Source organism: Micromonospora globbae, from assembly GCF_036184225.1.
Classification (GTDB): domain Bacteria; phylum Actinomycetota; class Actinomycetes; order Mycobacteriales; family Micromonosporaceae; genus Micromonospora; species Micromonospora globbae.
In genome coordinates, this window is the sequence record NZ_CP108084.1 from 726370 (window position 1) to 744733 (window position 18364).

Below are 18364 nucleotides of genomic sequence, written 5' to 3' on the forward strand. Positions count from 1 at the left end.
AACCCCGGCATGTCCGGACTGCTGGCCGGTAAGCGGCTGCTGGTCACCGGCGTCATCACCGACGCCTCGATCGCCTTCTCGGTGGCGAAGCTCGCCCAGGAGAACGGGGCGCAGGTCGTGCTGACCGGCTACGGGCGCCTCTCCCTGGTGGAGCGGATCGCCAAGCGACTGCCCGAGGCGGCCCCGGTGATCGAGTTGGACGTGACCAACACCGAGCACCTCGCCGGGCTCGCCGACAAGGTACGCGAGCACGTGGACGGCCTGGACGGCGTGGTCCACTCGATCGGCTTCGCCCCGCAGAGCTGCCTCGGCGGCGGGTTCCTCGACGCGCCGTGGGAGGACGTGGCCACCGCCATCCACGTCTCCACGTACTCCTACAAGTCGCTGGCCATGGCGGCGCTGCCCCTCATGTCCGCGGGCGGGGCCGTGGTCGGCCTCACGTTCGACGCCACGAAGGCGTGGCCGGTCTACGACTGGATGGGCGTGGCCAAGGCCGGGCTGGAGTCCGCCTCCCGCTACCTGGCGCTGCACCTCGGCAAGCGCGGCATCCGCAGCAACCTCGTCTCCGCCGGCCCGCTGCGGACGATGGCCGCGAAGTCGATCCCCGGGTTCGAACAGTTCGAGAACGCCTGGACCGAGCGGGCCCCGCTGGGCTGGAGCCTCACCGACCAGGAGCCGGCGGCCCGGGCCTGCCTGGCGCTGCTCTCCGACTGGTTCCCGGCCACCACCGGCGAGGTCGTGCACGTCGACGGCGGCTACCACGCCCTCGGCGCCTGAGCCGTGGGGAGGGGATCCCTCGACGCTTCCGCTGGAGCAGGGGCCCCTCACCCCCGCCGGACAGGGGCCTCGCCAGGGTGACCGGGGCCGCGGGGGAGAATGGAGCCATGGCGTACGACGCGGTGGTGCTGTTGGGCTTCGGCGGACCGGAGCGGCCCGAGGACGTGATGCCGTTCCTCCAGAACGTCACCCGGGGCCGTGGCGTGCCGCCCGAGCGGCTGGCCGAGGTCGCCGAGCACTACCAGCACTTCGGCGGCGTGTCGCCGATCAACCAGCAGCACCGTGACCTGCTCGCCGCGATCCGCGCGGACTTCGCCGCGAACGGCCTCGACCTGCCGGTCTACTGGGGCAACCGGAACTGGCACCCGATGCTCGCCGACACGGTGACGCAGATGCGCGACGACGGGGTGACCCGGGCCCTCGCCTTCGTCACCAGCGCGTACGGCGGCTACTCCTCCTGCCGCCAGTACCAGGAGGACATCGCGGCGGCCCGGGCCGCCGTCGGCCCGGACGCCCCGGTGATCGAGAAGCTCCGCCAGTTCTGGGACCACCCCGGGTTCGTCGAGCCGCACGCCGACGCCGTACGGTCCGCGCTCGACCAACTCGACCCCGCGCGGCGGGACACCACCCGGCTGGTCTTCACCGCCCACTCGGTGCCCGTCTCGATGGCCGCCAACGCCGGCCCGCACGGCGGCCGGTACGAGGCGCAACTGCGCGAGACGGCCCGGCTGGTGGCCGCGGCCGCCGCGCCCGACCTGCCGTACGACCTCGTCTGGCAGAGCCGCTCCGGCCCGCCGCAGGTGCCCTGGCTGGAGCCGGACGTCAACGACCACCTGGCCGCGCTGGCCGAGGCGGGCACCACGAGCGTGGTGGTGAGCCCGATCGGGTTCGTCTCCGACCACCTGGAGGTGGTCTGGGACCTGGACACCGAGGCGCGGCAGACCGCCAAGCAGCTCGGGCTCGACTTCGTCCGCGCCGGCACCCCAGGCACCGACCCGCGCTTCGTGGCGATGGTCCGCGAGCTGGTCGCCGAGCGGATCGACCCCGACGGCGCGCGGCTGCGCCGGCGCCTCGGTGAGCTGCCGCTCTGGGACACCTGCCCCGCGGTGTGCTGCGTCCCGGCCCGCCGCCCGTGACACCGACCCGCCCCGACACCGCCCTGGGAGCACCGATGCTTGACCGCAAGCCCGTGCAGAGCTGGCTCACCGACATGGATGGCGTGCTGGTGCACGAGGGACAGCCCGTGCCGGGCGCGCCCGAGTTCGTCAAGAGGCTGCGCGCCTCCGGGAAGCCGTTCCTCGTGCTCACCAACAACTCGATCTACACGCCCCGGGACCTGCAGGCCCGGCTCGCCCGGATGGGGCTGGACGTGCCGGAGGAGGCGATCTGGTCCTCCGCCCTGGCCACCGCCCAGTTCCTCGCCGACCAGCGGCCGGGCGGCACCGCGTACGTCATCGGGGAGGCCGGTCTCACGACGGCGCTGCACGCGGTGGGCTACGTGCTGACCGATTTTGCGCCCGACTACGTGGTGCTGGGGGAGACCCGCACGTACAGCTTCGAGGCGATCACGAAGGCGATCCGCCTCATCAACGACGGGGCGCGGTTCATCTGCACCAACCCGGACGTCACCGGCCCGTCGGTCGAGGGTGCGCTGCCGGCCGCCGGCTCGGTCGCCGCGATGATCTCGAAGGCGACCGGCATCGAGCCGTACTTCGTGGGCAAGCCGAACCCGATGATGATGCGGTCGGCGCTGAACACGATCAACGCGCACTCCGAGAGCACCGCCATGATCGGCGACCGGATGGACACCGACATCCTGTGCGGACTGGAGGCGGGGCTGGAGACCATCCTCGTGCTCACCGGCATCAGCACCCGTGCCGAGGCCGAGCGCTACCCGTACCGCCCATCGCGCATCGTCGAGTCGGTGGCCGACCTGATCGACGAGATCTGACCGGCGCTCCGCTCCCGCCGATCGTGCCGGTGGGTGTGCCGTCCCGTTCTGCGGCTCGCTGAGATGCCGGCGGCGCGGGGCCCGCGACTGGGACGGGGCCCCGACGGGCGCGGGCCAGCGACGTCAGGGGCGTAGCGGGGCGTTGCAGGCGGCGACCAGGGCCTGCCGGCACGCGGTGGTCAGCGGGCGCAGCGCCGCGTCACGCTGCTGTGCCTCGTAGTTGTTGATGGCGCCACCCGGTGCGGCATGCCCCGCGAGTGCCAGCACCCGGTCGAGGACGGCGGCCCGGGCGAAGAGCCGGCGGGCCCGCGGGTCGAAGCCGGGCGGCAGGTCGGTGGTGCCGTCCGGGCGGCGCAGCGCCTCCAGCGCGCCGGCCAGCTCGGGCCGCCACTGGGCGACGTCGAGGCGGGTCAGCGCGGCGGTCGTCTCGGCCAGCGCGGCGGCCAGCTCCGCCTCCGCCTCGGCGGCGCCGGGCAGGACGAGCGACGCGGCGGGCGCGTCGGCGGGCAGCGGGTAGACCCGCCAGAGCACCGTCTCGAACGTGTCCCCGGAGCCGGAGGTGTGCGTGCGCACCTGCGGGATCAGCCCCAGGGAGCCGGCCACCACCGCCTCGCCGACGTCCAGCGCGGCGCCGGCGAAGTCGCCGGGCCCCGGCAGCCCGCGCGGGTCGCCGGGCGCGGGCAGCACCAGGCGGATCTCGTCGGGCGAGAGCTTGGCCAGGACGGGCAGCGCCTCGCCCAGCGGGACGTCGGTCCAGGTGCCGGGGGCGTCGGCGACCAGGTGCTCCTCGTCACCGGCGATCGCGTCGGCGACCTCGTCGAAGGGCACCAGCCCGGCGCGCCACGCGCGTACCCAGGCAACGAACCGGCTCGACCGGCGGGGCGCCAGCGTCGCCGCGCCCGTTGCGGGGGTGGACATGCCGAAAGGGTACGTGGTCACCACCGGCTGTGTCTCGACTGCCGGCGCGGCGGCGTCGCCTGCCCCGGACTGCCCGCTTCGCCGCCTCCGTGCCCGCCCGCCGTTTCTCGTCGATCATGGACTTGTGGTGGGCGGTCGGTCCTGGTTCGCCCTGTTCGTCCGGCACGACAACCGCATGATCGGCGCGGGTCGGTGGCCCCCGGGCGGGATCGGACGGCGCGTCGGCGTGTCGCGGGTAGGGGCGGCCGTTAGCGTGATCCACATGGCGCGGCGGTACGAGAGCGACGTGTTGGCGGGGGACTGGCGGCGGCGCAGGGTCGTACCGGAGGTCGACGCCGAGCCCGACCTGGTGGTCGAGGACGCCGACTCCGGGTTCTGCGGCGCGGTGGTGGGCTTCGAGTCCGGCGCGGTCGTGCTGGAGGACCGGCACGGCAGGCGCCGCAACTTCCCGCTGCTACCGGCCGCGTTCCTGCTGGACGGGCAGCCGGTGACGCTGCGCCGCCCCGTCCGCGCCCCGGCGCCGGAGCCCCGCCGCAGGACCGCCTCCGGCTCGGTCGCCGTGGACGGCGTGAAGGCGCAGGTCGCCAAGGCGAGCCGGATCTGGGTGGAGGGCGTGCACGACGCCGCCCTGGTCGAGCGGATCTGGGGCGACGACCTGCGGATCGAGGGTGTCGTGGTGGAGCCGCTGGACGGCATCGACCGCCTCGACGCCGAGGTGCGCGCGTTCGCTCCCGGGCCGGGCCGGCGGCTCGGCGTACTCGTCGACCACCTCGTGCCGGGCAGCAAGGAGAGCCGGATCGTGGCGACGGTGACGTCGCCGCACGTGCTGGTGACCGGGCACCCGTACGTCGACGTGTGGCAGGCGGTCAAACCCGCCGCCATCGGCATCGCGGCCTGGCCGGTGGTGCCCCCGGGGCGGCCGTGGAAGGAGGGCGTGTGCGCGGCGCTCGGCGTGGCCGATCCCGCCGACCTGTGGCGCCACATCCTGTCCCGGGTGAAGAGCTACACCGACGTGGAGACGCCGCTCATCAACGCGATGGAGCGCCTGATCGACTTCGTGACCGACCCCTCCTGACCCCGCCCGCGCGCCCCGCGCCCCCCGCGCTCACCCCGCCCTGCCCCCCGCGATCTTGCACCTTCTGCCCCGGCAAAAGCCGCGAAATGGGACAAGTTAGGGGCCGAAAGTGCAAGATCGCGGGGATGGGGGAGCGGGAGCGGGAGCGCGCGGCGGGAGCGGGAGCGCGCGGCGGGAGCGGGAGCGCGCGGCGGGAGCGGGAGCGCGCGGCGGGAGCGGGAGCGGGAGCGCGCGGCGGGAGCGGCGCGGGAGCGCGCGCGGGCGGGTCAGGGCTCCTCGTCGGGGTGGCGGGTGAAGACGAACGTCGCGATGTCGAGCGCCGTCACCGCACCGGTCGCGTCGCGCAGCACCGAGAGGATCTCGCCGTTCTCCGGGCCGGAGCAGCCCCGCCAGCGGTCTGTCCCCTCCGGGACGAAGCGGTTGAGCCGCTCGCCACGCATCAGGGCCACGAGTTCGCCGGCGGCCGCGTCCCAGCTCACGTCGAGGGGTACGCCCATCCACCACCAGCGGCCCGCCACCTCGGTCACCCCGGCGGGCGGCGCGGCGTCGGCCGGCCGCCAGGGCCGGGGCAGTGGCGGTTCCGCGTCGAGCACCGCGGTGAGGATCCGCCGGCCGAGGCTGCCGATCCCGAAGCCGTACGCGTTGGCGAAGCCCACCACGGCCGTACGGCTGCGCCGGTGCACGGCCAGGGCGGCCACGTACCCGGGCATCGAGCCGCCGTGCCCCACGTACACCCGGTCGCCGTCGCGGTAGAGCTCCAGCCCCAGTCCGTGCCCGTCGGTCCACGAGTCGAGGTCGTTCATGACGACCGGCGCGCACATCTCGGTGAGCGTGCCGGGGGCGAGCACGCCCGGCGCCGGGTCGGCCAGGAACGCCGCCCAGCGGGCCAGGTCCTCGACGGTCGACCAGAGCTGCCCGGCGGGGGCCATCGCCCCGGTGTCGGTCCGCGGCTCCTCGCGCAGCGTGCCGTGCCACGGGTGCACCACGTACCCGCGGGCGAACGGCTCGGTGGCCGCGTACGTGGTGCGGTGCATGCCCAGGGGTTCGAGGATCCGCTCCCGCAGGAGCCGCGCCCAGGGCGTGCCGGTGATCCGCTCCAGCACGCCTCCGAGCAGCCCGTACGCGAGGTTGGAGTAGTGGTACGAGCGGTGCGCCGGGTAGGCGATCTTCGCGGCGCTCACCCCGCTCAGCAGGGTGGCGAGGTCGGCGCCCTCGGCCCGCTCCCACCACTGGCCCTCCGGTTCCCGTTGCAGGCCGCTCGCGTGGCCCAGCAACTGGCGCAGGGTGACCGCGCCGACGCCGGTGCCGGGCAGGTGCTTCTCCAGCGGGTCGTCCAGGGCGAGTCGGCCGGCGTCGCGCTCCTGCATCACCAGCGTGGCGGTCATCGTCTTGCTGATCGAGCCGATGCGGTACTGGAGGTCGGCGTCCGGTCGCGGGTGCTCGCCCGCGGTGGCCAGGTGCCCCAGCCGGCCGTCGCGGACCACGCCCATCACCAGTGACGGCGTACGCCCCGCGGCCTGGGCCTCGGCGACGAGGACATCGACGTGACGGGCGGTGCCGGGCAGCAGGGACACGGCTTCTCCTTGGCTCACGGGGGTGGGTCGGCGACCCTCTCGGGTCGTCGGGCGGGCGCCCGGCCCCTCGGACCGGCCGGGCGCGGGCGCCGGCCGGGCCCTCGGGGGCTCGTCCGGTGCGCGCGCCACCGGGCCCTCGCGGGTCGTCCGACGCGGGCGCCGCCGAGCTTACTGATCATCGCGGGGAGACGCGCGTGCATTCGCGTGTCACGATCGTTACGTGGACGCCGTGCTGTGGATCGTGCTGGGTGTGGTGCTGGCGGTCGCCGAGATCTTCACGACGACCCTGTTCCTGATCATGTTCGCGGCCGGCGCGTTCGCCGCCGCGGGGGCCGCGGCCCTCGGTGCGCCGACGGCCGTGCAGGCACTGGTGTTCGCGGCGGTGTCGGCGCTGACCGTGGCCGTGGTCCGGCCCGTCATCCAGCGGCACCGGCTCTCGGCGCTGGAGAGCGGCGAGCAGCCCTTCGGGGTGGAGGCGATAGAGGGTGCCACCGCGCTGGTGCTGGAACGGGTGGACGCCGACCACGGCCTCGTCAAGATCGATGGTGAGATGTGGAGTGCCCGACCGTACGACGCCACGCAGTCGTACGACCCGGGTCAGCGGGTGCGGGTGATAAAGGTCCGGGGCGCGACGGCCCTGGTGTGGCAGGACGAGGTGTCGTCCACCGGCGAACTGCCGGAAGCGAGAGGGTGAAGCTGATGACAGCGATAACGGTGCTGGTGATCGCCGTGGCGTTGATCGCCGTGGTGACGCTGGCCAAGGCGGTGCGCATCGTGCCGCAGCAGCGCCAGGACGTGGTGGAGCGGCTGGGTAAGTACAAGCGCACCCTCAACCCTGGGCTCAACCTGCTGGTGCCGTTCATCGACGCGGTGCGCACCAAGGTCGACATGCGCGAGCAGGTGGTCAGCTTCCCGCCCCAGCCGGTGATCACCTCGGACAACCTGGTCGTGTCGATCGACACGGTGCTCTACTTCAAGGTCGTCGACTCCGTCCGGGCCACGTACGAGATCTCGAACTTCCTCCAGGCCATCGAGCAGCTGACCGTTACCACGCTGCGTAACGTGATCGGCTCGCTCGACCTGGAGCGGGCGCTCACCAGCCGCGAGGAGATCAACCGGCACCTCTCCGGCGTGCTGGACGAGACGACCGGCCGGTGGGGCATCAAGGTGACCCGGGTCGAGATCAAGGCCATCGAGCCGCCGCCGAGCATCCGCGACTCGATGGAGAAGCAGATGCGCGCCGAGCGGGACCGCCGCGCCGCGATCCTCAACGCCGAGGGTCTCAAGCAGTCGCAGATTCTCACGGCCGAGGGTGAGAAGCAGGCCGCCGTGCTCCGCGCCGACGGTGACCGGCAGGCCCGGATCCTGCAGGCCGAGGGTCAGGCGAAGGCCATCCGTACCGTCTTCGACGCGATCCACCAGGCCAACCCGAGCCAGAAGGTGCTCGCCTACCAGTACCTCCAGGCGCTGCCGCAGATCGCGAACGGCTCCGCCAACAAGGTCTGGATCGTGCCGGCCGAGCTGACCAAGGCCCTGGAGGGCATGGGCGGCGCGCTGGGTGGCCTGGCCGGCATGGTCGGCGACGCGCCGACGCCGGAGGCCAGCAAGGGCGCGGGCGAGGTCGAGCGCGAGGCCGCGGAGGCCGCTCAGGCCGCCGCCAGCGCCGCCCAGGAGATCCACGACGAGGTACGCGTCGCCGAGGCGCAGGCCACCGGCGGTACGCCGCAGGGGCTGCCCGCGCCGGAGCCGGTCTCCCCGGCGAGCCTCGTGAACGACCCGGCCGACCAGCGCGAACGCGGCTGACCTCCGGGGCGCCGGGCGCCGGCTGACCAGGTCGGCGCCCGGACCGGCCCACGGTAAATGCGAAAACGACTCATGGGGCGCTCCGGTGCCTGCCACCATCGGTCCGAGGACGGGTGGTGACCAGGCATCGGGGCGCCCCGGCGCGTCCCGCACCGCTCGTGGAGGAGCGAGGTGGCGCATGAAGGATCCGGCGAAGCGCATATGGTCCTCGGAACCGGTGCAGGGCGCGCACGACCCGACCGGCCCGCTCGGCACCCGGCGTACGGGCGGGGGATTCGGGGTGCTGCCCTTCGTCGGTGAACCGACCCCCGGCGCGCCGGCGACGAACGCCAGCTGGGCCTGGTCGGTGCGGCGGCTCGCCCGGGCGGCGGTGTGGCTGCTCCCCGCGTACGCCATCTGCTACGGCGCGGTGGCGATGGCGAGCGACGGCGGGGTCGGCAACGACCCGTACCCGGCCGACGGCCGGCCGCTCTACCTGGTGGGCTGGGTGGCGGCGGTCTGGCTGGGCCTGCTCGCGCTGCTGGCGCTCACCGGGCTGCTCGCCGCGACCCGCAGCCGCCGGGCCGCGGCGGCCGGGCTGCTCGTGAGCATCGCCGGCACCGTGCTGATGCTGCCCTTCGCCGGCTTCGAGGAGCAGACGCCGGTCTTCGGCACCACGGCCCGGACGCTCGTGCTGGTCGGCGCGACCTGCTACAGCGTCGGTTGGCTCCTCACCGGTTGGGCGGTGGCCCGCTCGGGTGCCTTCAGCATGGGCGACGGGGTCATGCTGATGATCGCGGCGCCGCTGCTCGGGCTCGGCGGCGCGCTGGTCGGCTCGCTGCAGACCTTCGGTGCGATCTTCGTGCTGATCGCGGGGATCGGCATCGGCTACCGCTCGGGCCGGCTCGTGCCCCGCGAGATCGTCCGGGACGCGGCTTCGGCGAGCGTCGCCACCGCCGCCCCGCCGGCCGCCCCCGGCGGTGGCCCCCTGTCCCCCGCCTGACCCACCCGACCGCGGCCCCCGCGCTCGTGGCGCGTCGATCATGAGGTTGGCAGGCGATTCGATCTCCCACGGCCCCGCCAACCTCATGATCATCGGGGCGAAGGCGGGCGGACCGGCAGGGGGCAGGGGCGGGGCTGGGGGGTTGCTGGGTGGGGGCGGTGAGGTTGCTGACAAACCGGCGCGCGGGGTGGTCGGTTGGTGACATTCGTGGCAATCCTGGGGACCATGGCCCGTCCCCGCTCGCCGCTGTCGCGGCTGCTCACCGTGCTGCTCGCCGGAGTGCTCGCCGGTCTCGTGCTGGCGGTGGCCGCGCTCCCCGGCAACCTGCTGTTCGGGCTCGTCACCCGGTCGGCGCTCGGGGCGTACGCCGCGCTGCCGGACGCGCTGCGCACCCCGGCGACGCCGCAGCGCTCGTACATCTACGCGAACGACGGCAAGACGCTGATCACCACGTTCTACGACGTGAACCGGACCGACGTCCCGCTGTCGGAGATCGCTCCCGTGATGCGGCAGGCGATCGTGGCGGCCGAGGACCGGCGGTTCTACGACCACGGCGGCGCCGACCTGCGCGGGCTGCTCCGCGCGGTGGTGGCCAACGTCACCGGGGGCGGCACGGAGCAGGGCGGCTCGACGCTGACCATGCAGTACGTCCGCAACGTCCTCAAGACCGACCCGAGCCGCACCGCCGAGGAGCGCAAGGCGGCCACCGACCCGACCGTGGGACGCAAGCTCCAGGAGATCCGGTACGCCTCCGCGCTGGAGAAGTCGCTCAGCAAGGACGAGATCCTCAACCGCTACCTGAACATCGCCTACTTCGGCTCCGGCGCGTACGGGATCGCGGCGGCCAGCCAGCGGTACTTCGGCAAGGAGCCGGCCGAGCTGACCCTCGCCGAGGCGGCCCTGCTCGCCGGCCTGGTGCAGTCGCCGGACGCGTACAGCCCGATCGACGGTGACAAGGACGCGGCCCTGGCCCGGCGGGCGTACGTGCTCGACTCGATGGTCGAGACCGGGGCGATCACCGCCGAGCAGGCGGCCCAGGCCAAGGCCGAGAAGCTGACGCTGCACCCGACCGAGCAGCCCAACGGCTGCACGGCGACCGCGCAGGGGCACGACGACTGGGGCTTCTTCTGCGACTACCTGCGCCGCTGGTGGCTCACCCAGCCGGCGTTCGGCTCGACGGCGGAGGAGCGGGAGCAGGCGCTGCGCCGCGGCGGCTACACGGTGGTCACGTCGCTGGACCCGCAGATCCAGGCCACCGCGCAGAAGCAGGCCACCGGGGTGTACGGGTACGGCAACAAGCGCGCCCTGCCGATCGCCGCGGTCGAGCCGGGCACCGGACGGGTGCTCGCCATGGCGGTGAACCGCCACTACAGCCTCGCGGCGAACCCGGACGGGCAGGCCAACCACCCGAACACGGTGAACCCGCTGATCTCCGGCGGCGGGGGCGTGGACGGCTACCAGGCCGGTTCGACGTTCAAGCTCTTCACGATGCTCGCCGCGTTGGAGTCGGGCCGTACCCTCTCCACCGGCTTCGACGCGCCCGCCCGGCTGCCCACCCGCTACCCCGCGGAGGGGGAGGGCAGCTGCGACGGCCACTGGTGCCCGGCCAACGCCAACCCGGAGTGGATGGACGGCTACCGGATGATGTGGGACGGCTTCGGCCGCTCGGTCAACACCTACTTCGTCTGGCTGGCCGAGCAGGTGGGCCAGGACAAGGTGGTCGAGATGGCGCAGCGGCTCGGCATCACGTTCCGGGCCGACGCGGACGCGGAGTTCGCCAGGACCAACGCTGCCAACTGGGGTTCGTTCACCCTCGGCGTGGCCGCCACGACTCCGCTGGACCTGGCCAACGCGTACGCCACCGTGGCCGCCGAGGGCATGTACTGCGCGCCGCTGCCGGTGGTCTCGGTGAAGACCGCGGACGGCGAGGCGGTGCCGGTGGCCGACCCCTCGTGCCGGCGGGTGCTCGACGCCGACGTGGCCCGGGCGGCCACCGACGCGGCGCGGTGCCCGGTCGGCCAGCAGTCGGCGTACGGGCAGTGCAACGGCGGCACGGCCACCGCCGTGGACGACATCCTCGACGGGCGTCCGGTCGCCGGCAAGACCGGCAGCTCGGAGGAGAACGCCACCGAGACGTTCGTGGGCTACACCCCGCAGGTCGCCGTGGCCGGCATCGCCGCCAACCCGGACGACCCGACCGACTCGGTGGGCTCCGCCGTGCAGGCCGAGGTGATCGACGCGGTGGCCCGGGTGATCGCGACGGCCGTCGAGGGCAAGCCGGAGAAGGACTTCGTGGCGCCCAGCCGGGAACTGGCCGGCGACCCGCACCGGCCGAGCGAGCGGCCGCCGGCGCAGCGGGACCGCGGCCAGGACGACCGGGCGCGCACCGAGGACCCGAGGTCGCTGCTCGACCGCTGGTTCGACCGCCGCGGCTGATCCCGCCCGGCGGCCGCCGGAAAAATCGTGGAGAAAGTTCGGCCGTCCTGTCGGATCGCGTGCGGTGGCTCCGACCACCGGGTGAGAACGTCCCCGCCGGGGGCGTACCGCACCGGAGGAGCAACCATGCGCAAGATCGTCTACTTCGTGCACCAGTCCGTCGACGGCTACATCCAGGGTCCGAACGGCGAGTTCGACTGGCCGCAGATGGGGCCGGAGCTGTCGGCGTGGTCCCGTGAGCTGAGCGAACGGGCCGGCGCCTTCCTCTACGGGCGGCGGGTGTGGGAGCTGATGTCGTTCTACTGGCCGCGGGCGGAGTCGATCTCGAAGGACCCGCACGACCTCGCGTTCGCGCCGATCTGGCGGGCGAAGCCGAAGGTCGTCGTCTCCCGGACGCTGACCGACGCCGAGGGCGCCCGGGTCGTCGGCCACCGGGACCTCGCGGCCGAGATCACCGCCCTGAAGGAGGAGCCGGGCGACGACCTGCTGCTCACCGGTGGCTCGAACCTGGCCTCCGCGCTCACCGGGCTGGGTCTGGTCGACGAGTACCTGATCGTCGTGCACCCGGTGGTGCTCGGCGGCGGCCAGCCGGTCTTCCTCGACAAGGAGCGGCTCGGGCTGCGCCTCGTCGAGAGCCGCCCGTTCGACTCCTGCTCCGTGCTGCTGCGCTACGAGCCGGCACGGTGACCCGGCGACGCGCCGGTGCGGGGGTACGACCCACCGCACCGGCGCCGCCGCGGGTCAGCTCGCCGTGCAGGTGGGGGTGAGGGTGCCGGCGCTGCCGTTGGCCTGGAAGCCGAACTCCGTCGTCTGCCCGGCTCCGAGCCGGCCGTTGTAGCTCACGTTGCGGAACTGGACGGCCCCGCTCGACGCGCTGGGACTGGCGTTCCAGGTGTTGACGAGCGTCGCCCCGGATTGGAGCGTCAGCCCGACCGTCCAGCCGTTCGTGCCGGCCGCGCCCGCCGTGACCCGGATGGTGGCCACGAAGCCGCCGTTCCAGGCGTTGACCGTCGCCGACGCGGAGCAGCCGGTTCCGGGCGGCGGGGTGGTGGTGGGCGGCGGGGTGGTCGGCGGCGTGGTGCCCCCGTTGAGGGCGTTGAGGGTCGCCGTGTAGGCCGGCTTCTTGTTGCCGGACGCGTCGAACAGCAGCGGCGTGCCGCCGGCGCGCCACGAGTCGCTGTCCCGGATCCCCCAGACGGTGATGCCCGTGCAGCGCGCGACGGCGAGGCACGCGCGTACCACCCGGGCGTAGTTCTCGGCCTGCGTGGTGCCCGAGCCCTCGATGTCGAGTTCGGTGATCTGCACCTCGACGCCGAGGTCGGCGAAGCGCTGGAGGTTGGCCTGGTAGTCGGCCGGGATCGGGCTCTGCGCGTTGAAGTGCGACTGGAAGCCGACGCAGTCGATCGGTACGCCCCGGGCCTTGAAGTCGGCCACCATCGCGTACACCGCGTTGCTCTTCGCGTTCTGGCCGTCGGTGTTGTAGTCGTTGTAGCAGAGCTTCGCGCCGGGGTCGGCCGCCCGTGCCGTACGGAAGGCCACCTCGATCCAGTCGTTGCCGGTGCGCTGGAGGTTCGAGTCCCGGCGGGCGCCGCTGCCACCGTCGGCGAACGCCTCGTTCACCACGTCCCAGGCGTAGATCTTGCCCCGGTAGTAGCTGGCCACCCGCGTGATGTGGTTGACCATGGCGGCGCGCAGGGCGCTGCCGGACAGGTTCTGCACCCAGCCGGGTTGCTGGGAGTGCCAGGCCAGCGCGTGGCCGCGTACCCGTTGCCCGTTGGCCTGGGCGCTGGCCACGATCCGGTCGGCGTTGCCGAAGGTGAAGGTGTTCTGCGACGGCTCGGTCGCGTCCCACTTCATCTCGTTCTCCGGCGTGACCATGTCGAACTCGCGGTTCAGGATGCCCACGTACACGGGGTCGGAGAGCTTGTTGGCCGCCACCGCCGTGCCGAAGTAGCGGCCGCGCTCGGCGGCCGCCGCGGCGAGGGTGGTGCCGGCGCTGGCGCTCGGCGCCAGGGCGATCGTCCCGCCGGCGACGAGGGCGCCCGTCGTGACGAGGACGAGTGCGAGGCGGCGTCGCGCGCGGGCGCGGGTCGGTCGGTCCGTCCGGACCGCAGGGTTGCTCATGCGAGTGCCTTTCGAGGTTTGGAGATGACTGAGCACGGCCTCGGCCCCGGCGCTGCCCGTCACGCCGTGCCCCGGTCCGCGCTGGCAGCACGCCCTGCTGCTCGCGTACGCCGGCTCCAAACTCATCCGCGCGCGTCGATGCTAGCCGCAGGTTTCCGGAAGGCTCAACCCCCTGACGCGGACGCGTGTCCGGCGCCCGGCCGGACACGCCGCCCTGATCGGGCCTCTGACGAGGGAGTTCACGGATCGACGGGCGTCGTGGTGGGCGACGGTGGACCGGAACTTTTCCGGAAATCGGGTGCCGTCGACGCGCAGCCGACCGTGACTCGGGGCCGTCGGGCCGCGCCGCCGGCGTCCGGCAGAATCGTCGGGTGCCCGTCCACGAGATCACCGACCCGGACGACGAGCGGATCGCCGACTACCGCGCGCTGACCGACGTCGAGCTGCGCACCCGCTGGGAGCCCCCGCACGGCCTGTTCATCGCCGAGGGGGAGCTGGTGCTGCGGCGGGCGCTGCGGGCCGGCTACCCGCCCCGGTCGTACCTCGTCGATGCCAAGCGGATCGACCAGCTCGCCGACCTGGACACCGGGGACGCGCCGGTCTACGCCGCCAGCCAGGAGGTGCTGCAACGGGCCACCGGCTTCCACGTCCACCGGGGCGTGCTGGCCTCCTTCCGGCGCCGGCCGCTGCCCACGGCGGCCGAGGTGCTCGCAGCCGCCCGCCGGGTGGTGATCCTCGAGGACGTCAACAACCACACCAACCTCGGCGCGATCTTCCGGGCGGTGGCCGCGCTCGGGGTGGACGCGGTCCTGCTCTCCCCGTCGTGCGCCGACCCGCTCTACCGGCGCAGCGTCCGGGTCAGCATGGGCGAGGTGTTCGCCGTACCCTACGCTCGGTTGGAACCCTGGCCCGCCGGGCTGGCGGAGGTCCGGGCCGCGGGCTTCACCGTGCTCGCCATGACGCCGGCGCCGGACGCCGTGCCGATCCAGCGGCTGGAGCCGGCGCAACGGGCCCGGGCGGCGTTGCTGCTCGGCGCGGAGGGGGCCGGGCTGACCCGTGCCGCGATGGACGCGTCCGACGTACGGGTGGTGATCCCCATGCGGCGCGGCGTCGACTCCCTCAACGTGGCCGCCGCCACCGCCGTGGCCTGCTGGGAACTGGGGCGCGACGACCCGCTCTGACCGACCCGGGGTTTCCGCCGCGGGCGTCACGGACGGTAGCGTGACGCCCGTGTTCCCTACCGTGCGTGAGGTCCTCGCCCTGGACCCGGTCCGCCGCGGCGCCCCGCGCCTCGTGGCGGGAGACGCCGGAATCGACCGGTTGGTCCGCTGGGTGCACGTGGCCGAGGTACCGGACATCGCCAGCCTGCTCGGCGGCGGGGAACTCGTGCTCACCACCGGCATCGGCCTCCCCGCGGACGACGCGGGCCTGCGGGCCTTCATCGGCGACCTCGCGGACGTGGGCGTCTCCGGCCTCGTCGTCGAGCTGGGCCGCCGGTACGTCAACGGCGTTCCCCGGGTCATGGTCGCCGCCGCCGAACGGCGCGGGCTGCCGCTGGTCGAGCTGCGGCGGGCCACCCCGTTCGTGCGGATCACCGAGGCGGTGCACGCGCTGATCGTCGACGCCCAGCTCACCGAGCTGCGCGCCACCGAGGAGATCCACCAGCGGTTCACCGAGCTGTCGGTGGAGGGCGCCGGTCCGGGCGAGGTGGTGCGGCAGGCCGCCGAGCTGTCCGGCTGCCCGGTGGTGCTGGAGAACCTCTCCCGGCAGGTGCTCGCGTACGACCCGGCGGGGGAGAGCGCCGAGCTGCTGCTGGACGGCTGGGAGCAGCACTCGCGGCGGATCCGGCCCACCGGGCGGACCGCGTACGACCCGGACAACGGGTGGCTCGTCACCGCGGTCGGTGCGCGGGGACAGGACTGGGGCCGGCTGCTGCTGCGCTGGCCGGCCGGCGGCGACCTCACCTCGGGCCGCCCGAGCCGGTTTCTCACCGCACCCGGTGTCCGGCCCGTCCGGCGCGAGGAGGCGCGGTCGCCGTTCGTGCCGCCGACCCGGCTCACGATCCTGGTCGAGCGGGCCGCCTCCACGCTGGCACTGGGCCGGCTGATCCGCCGGGACGCCGAAGGGCTGGAACGGCAGATCCACCGGACGCTGCTCACCGCCCTGCTCGACCACGCGCGGCCCGTCGACGAGGTGGCGCTCCGCGCCAAGGCGCTCGGCGTGGCGCTGGAACGGCGGCACCTGGTCGGGGTCATGGTGCGGTTCCGTGCCGACGACCCCGGCGGCGACGCCGTGTCGACCGGTGACCTCGGGGAGGCCGTCCCGGCCAGCGGCGCGGCCCGGTTGCGGGACCTCGCCGAGGCCGTCGAGCAGGCGCTCCGCGAGGCGAAGCTCGTCGCGCTGACCAGCGCGGTCGACGACCACGCGGTCGGTGCCCTGATCGCCCTGCCGGACGCCGCCGCCGAGGAACGGGCCCTCGCGGCGTTCGCCGGCGCACTGCGCCGGGGCCGCGTCGACGCCCCCGCGGGTCGTCCGGACGGGGCGTCGCGGGTCGACGAGCACCGGCCGGAGACGGCGCCGCACCCCGACGCGCCGGCCCGGCCCGAGCCGGTGCCCCGGCAGGGCGGGCGTGCCCTGGGCCGGCCGGGTGGCGCGGACCACCGCGGCGACCGGCACCGGGTTCCGCGCGAGCACGGCCGGCCGTGCCCGGTGATCATCGCGGCCGGATCGGGTGTGAGCAGCCTGCGGGAGGCCCGCCGCTCGCTCGTCGAGGCGCGGCAGATCGCCGACGCCGCGCGGCGGGACCGCCGGGACCTGCCCATCTTCCGACTGCCGCACGTGGGGCTCGCCGGGCTGCTGCACCTCCTGCGCGACGAGCCCCGGGTGCAGACGTTCGTGGAGCGCGAACTCGGCGCGCTGCTCGCGTACGACGCGCAGCACCCCCGGGAGCAGCTGCTCGACACGCTGCGCGCGTACCTCGAACAGGGCCGCAACAAGTCGGCGGCGGCCACCGCGGCCCACCTGTCCCGGCCCGCCTTCTACGAGCGGCTGGCCCGCATCGGCCGCATCCTCGACGTGGACCTCGACTCGGTCGACGCCTGCCTCAGCCTGCACGTGGCCCTGCTGGCCCTCGACGCCATCCGCACCCCCTGACCACCCCACCGAACCCGGCCGGGCCCGGGCCCGGCCCTCGCCCCGGTGATCATGAAGTTATTGCCGCGACACGCCGTCCCCGAGGGCGATAACTTCATGATCACGCGGCGGAGCCCGCAGCGCACGCCGGCGGAACCCGCCCCGCACGCGGCGGAACCCGCCCCGGTCGGGGCGCCGGCGGACCTGTCAGGTCAGGGTTGTCAGGGCCTTGGCGTACGCGGGCGGCACGTGGCTCGGGCCGCCGCCCGGGGTGAAGACGTCCGAGGTGGCCACCGTCGACCAGGCCGTCTCGGGTACGGCGTCCACGAGGGCGCGCACCACCGGGGCGTCGCGCCACTGGTCCTGCTCGGCGAGCAGGCTCAACGCCACGACCGACTCCTCCACCTCGCCGACGCACTCGAACGGCTTGTGCCCGTCCACGCCCAGCAGCTCCCGGTAGCCGGGAATCTGGGCCTCGTCGGCGAGCAGGTCACCGCCGAAGATGTGGGTGATCCGCTCCCGCGACATGAACGGCGCCAGGGCCAGGAACACGAACCGGCACTTCGGGCAGTCCCGGCACCAGCGCTCGCTCGCGTCGCGCAGCTTGAACGCCGCGTTGCAGCTGGTCACCACGTCGTCGTAGCGGTCGATGCCGGCGAACAGCCGGGCGATGTGCAGCTCCGACAGCGGTCGCAGCAGCGAGAAGTACGGCTCGGCGAGCCCCGCGTGCTCGGTGAGCGCCGCCCGGAGCAGACCCTCCGCCTCGACCCCCTTCGACCACTGGTGGTTGATCTCGTGACCGTTCCAGATCAGGTTCGGGTCGGACGCGGAGCGCTCGTTGGACATCACCACCGGCCCGAGCCCGTGCAGCACCGAGGTGGCGACGGCGATCAGGGAGTTGATCGCGGTGACCGGGATGTGCCCGTTGCGGGCGCCGGCGGCGTTCAGCTCGAACAGGACCGGGTCGATCCGCCGGCGGGCCGCGAGCGGGGCGAGCCCGGACGCCTCGTTCACGGACACGATCACGTGGTTGGGGTTGACCGAGAACGGCACGGGGTCGAAGCCGGCGCGCCGCAGCGCCTCCAGCGTGACGATCGAGTCCTTTCCGCCCCCGACGGCCGACAGCGGCCGCCGGTCGGAGTTGTCCAGCGGCGCCGGCGGCTTGACCGACCCGTCCGGGACCTCCGGCGTGAGGTCCAGCACGTGCGGCAGCTGGTTACGGTACGCGTACTCCCCGAGGCCCTTCGTGTAGACGGCCGTCACCAGTTCGGTGGCGGCCGGCCCCAGCGGCGCCGGCAGCACGAGCCGGCCCGGCGCGGCGACCTTGTAGTAGCTGACCCCGGCCACGACGTGCAGCAGTTCCAGGACGCGGCCGAGCGCGGCGACCGTCTCATCCGACGGCGGCGCCTCGGGCAGCGGGAACGTGACCACCTCGGTGAACCGCTGTTCACCGGCGGGACCGGTCAGCGCGTAGTCGAACAACGCCTCGCCGGTCGAGAGGTCGATCGAGTAGGACGGGAATGCGAAGGCGTCCATCCGCCGCAGTTGCTCGTAGCGCACACGCCATACTAGGCCCTGGTTCGTCCGGCCGT

15 protein-coding genes are annotated in these 18364 nt (G+C 73.9%); 11 read left to right on the forward strand and 4 right to left on the reverse strand.

Going from position 1 to position 18364, the window contains the following annotated elements; genetic code table 11:
* The first annotated feature begins 9 nt into the window (after positions 1-9).
* From fabI to OG994_RS03280, 3 genes are all read left to right on the forward strand, one after another.
* Entirely contained in the window at positions 10-777 is a 768-nt protein-coding gene (fabI, locus tag OG994_RS03270) for an enoyl-ACP reductase FabI (RefSeq protein ID WP_120331825.1), read from the forward strand.
* A 107-nt stretch (positions 778-884) separates the two neighbouring features.
* Positions 885-1913, forward strand: coding sequence for a ferrochelatase (locus tag OG994_RS03275; RefSeq protein ID WP_120331824.1), 1029 nt, complete (start codon positions 885-887; stop codon positions 1911-1913).
* The gene (locus tag OG994_RS03280) at positions 1865-2728 is read left to right on the forward strand and encodes an HAD-IIA family hydrolase (protein WP_192902300.1); all 864 of its coding nucleotides are present in this window, start codon (positions 1865-1867) and stop codon (positions 2726-2728) included. The genes OG994_RS03275 and OG994_RS03280 overlap by 49 nt, the downstream gene beginning before the upstream one ends.
* Positions 2729-2851: 123 nt before the next feature.
* Here the strand turns inward: OG994_RS03280 and OG994_RS03285 are convergent, their stop codons facing one another.
* Positions 2852-3646 carry a hypothetical protein gene (locus OG994_RS03285; RefSeq protein ID WP_120331853.1) on the reverse strand — a complete coding sequence of 265 codons (795 nt, stop codon included), beginning with the start codon at positions 3644-3646 and terminating at the stop codon, positions 2852-2854.
* 262 nt (positions 3647-3908) lie between these two features.
* Here OG994_RS03285 and OG994_RS03290 point away from each other — a divergent pair, with 262 nt between their 5' ends.
* A complete protein-coding gene (locus tag OG994_RS03290) occupies positions 3909-4721 on the forward strand; it encodes a DUF3097 domain-containing protein (RefSeq protein WP_328852143.1) in 813 nt (270 codons plus the stop codon).
* A gap of 266 nt (positions 4722-4987) precedes the next feature.
* Here OG994_RS03290 and OG994_RS03295 read toward each other — a convergent pair whose 3' ends face one another.
* A complete protein-coding gene (locus OG994_RS03295) occupies positions 4988-6295 on the reverse strand; it encodes a serine hydrolase domain-containing protein (protein WP_328852144.1) in 1308 nt (435 codons plus the stop codon).
* 220 nt (positions 6296-6515) lie between these two features.
* Between OG994_RS03295 and OG994_RS03300 the strand changes: the two genes are divergently transcribed.
* The 5 genes from OG994_RS03300 (at position 6516) to OG994_RS03320 (ending at position 12203) form a co-directional block, all read left to right on the forward strand.
* On the forward strand, positions 6516-6989 hold the full coding sequence (locus OG994_RS03300; RefSeq protein ID WP_120331822.1) for an NfeD family protein: 474 nt from the start codon (positions 6516-6518) through the stop codon (positions 6987-6989).
* Between the two features lie 5 nt (positions 6990-6994).
* Positions 6995-8098: an SPFH domain-containing protein gene (locus OG994_RS03305; protein WP_120331851.1), complete on the forward strand. Its 1104-nt coding sequence runs from the start codon at positions 6995-6997 to the stop codon at positions 8096-8098.
* Positions 8099-8276: 178 nt separating this feature from the next.
* Positions 8277-9080, forward strand: a complete 804-nt coding sequence (locus tag OG994_RS03310) for a hypothetical protein (RefSeq protein ID WP_120331821.1) — start codon at positions 8277-8279, stop codon at positions 9078-9080.
* 225 nt (positions 9081-9305) lie between these two features.
* A complete protein-coding gene (locus OG994_RS03315) occupies positions 9306-11516 on the forward strand; it encodes a transglycosylase domain-containing protein (protein WP_328853650.1) in 2211 nt (736 codons plus the stop codon).
* Between the two features lie 126 nt (positions 11517-11642).
* Positions 11643-12203 carry a dihydrofolate reductase family protein gene (locus OG994_RS03320; RefSeq protein WP_328852145.1) on the forward strand — a complete coding sequence of 187 codons (561 nt, stop codon included), beginning with the start codon at positions 11643-11645 and terminating at the stop codon, positions 12201-12203.
* A gap of 54 nt (positions 12204-12257) precedes the next feature.
* On the opposite strand, the gene OG994_RS03325 is transcribed toward OG994_RS03320, so the two are convergent.
* Positions 12258-13640, reverse strand: coding sequence for an endo-1,4-beta-xylanase (locus tag OG994_RS03325; RefSeq protein WP_328852146.1), 1383 nt, complete (start codon positions 13638-13640; stop codon positions 12258-12260).
* A 293-nt stretch (positions 13641-13933) separates the two neighbouring features.
* On the opposite strand from OG994_RS03325, the gene OG994_RS03330 reads away from it, so the two are divergent.
* Both OG994_RS03330 and OG994_RS03335 read left to right on the forward strand, forming a co-directional pair.
* Complete coding sequence (locus OG994_RS03330) at positions 13934-14821, forward strand: TrmH family RNA methyltransferase (protein ID WP_240032769.1); 888 nt, start codon at positions 13934-13936, stop codon at positions 14819-14821.
* Between the two features lie 49 nt (positions 14822-14870).
* On the forward strand, positions 14871-16793 hold the full coding sequence (locus tag OG994_RS03335; protein WP_455565785.1) for a PucR family transcriptional regulator: 1923 nt from the start codon (positions 14871-14873) through the stop codon (positions 16791-16793).
* A 186-nt stretch (positions 16794-16979) separates the two neighbouring features.
* Here the strand turns inward: OG994_RS03335 and OG994_RS03340 are convergent, their stop codons facing one another.
* Entirely contained in the window at positions 16980-18332 is a 1353-nt protein-coding gene (locus OG994_RS03340; RefSeq protein WP_120326657.1) for a hypothetical protein, read from the reverse strand.
* Positions 18333-18364 lie beyond the last annotated feature (32 nt).

What these genes read in the sequence shown, in the direction of transcription:
- OG994_RS03310 (WP_120331821.1), top strand. Translation starts at nt 8,277, where the DNA reads ATGAAGGATCCGGCGAAGCGCATATGGTCCTCGGAACCGGTGCAGGGC.
- OG994_RS03285 (WP_120331853.1), bottom strand. Translation starts at nt 3,646, where the DNA reads ATGTCCACCCCCGCAACGGGCGCGGCGACGCTGGCGCCCCGCCGGTCG.
- OG994_RS03325 (WP_328852146.1), bottom strand. Translation starts at nt 13,640, where the DNA reads ATGAGCAACCCTGCGGTCCGGACGGACCGACCGACCCGCGCCCGCGCG.
- OG994_RS03315 (WP_328853650.1), top strand. Translation starts at nt 9,306, where the DNA reads ATGGCCCGTCCCCGCTCGCCGCTGTCGCGGCTGCTCACCGTGCTGCTC.
- OG994_RS03305 (WP_120331851.1), top strand. Translation starts at nt 6,995, where the DNA reads ATGACAGCGATAACGGTGCTGGTGATCGCCGTGGCGTTGATCGCCGTG.
- OG994_RS03320 (WP_328852145.1), top strand. Translation starts at nt 11,643, where the DNA reads ATGCGCAAGATCGTCTACTTCGTGCACCAGTCCGTCGACGGCTACATC.
- OG994_RS03290 (WP_328852143.1), top strand. Translation starts at nt 3,909, where the DNA reads ATGGCGCGGCGGTACGAGAGCGACGTGTTGGCGGGGGACTGGCGGCGG.
- OG994_RS03275 (WP_120331824.1), top strand. Translation starts at nt 885, where the DNA reads ATGGCGTACGACGCGGTGGTGCTGTTGGGCTTCGGCGGACCGGAGCGG.
- fabI (WP_120331825.1), top strand. Translation starts at nt 10, where the DNA reads ATGTCCGGACTGCTGGCCGGTAAGCGGCTGCTGGTCACCGGCGTCATC.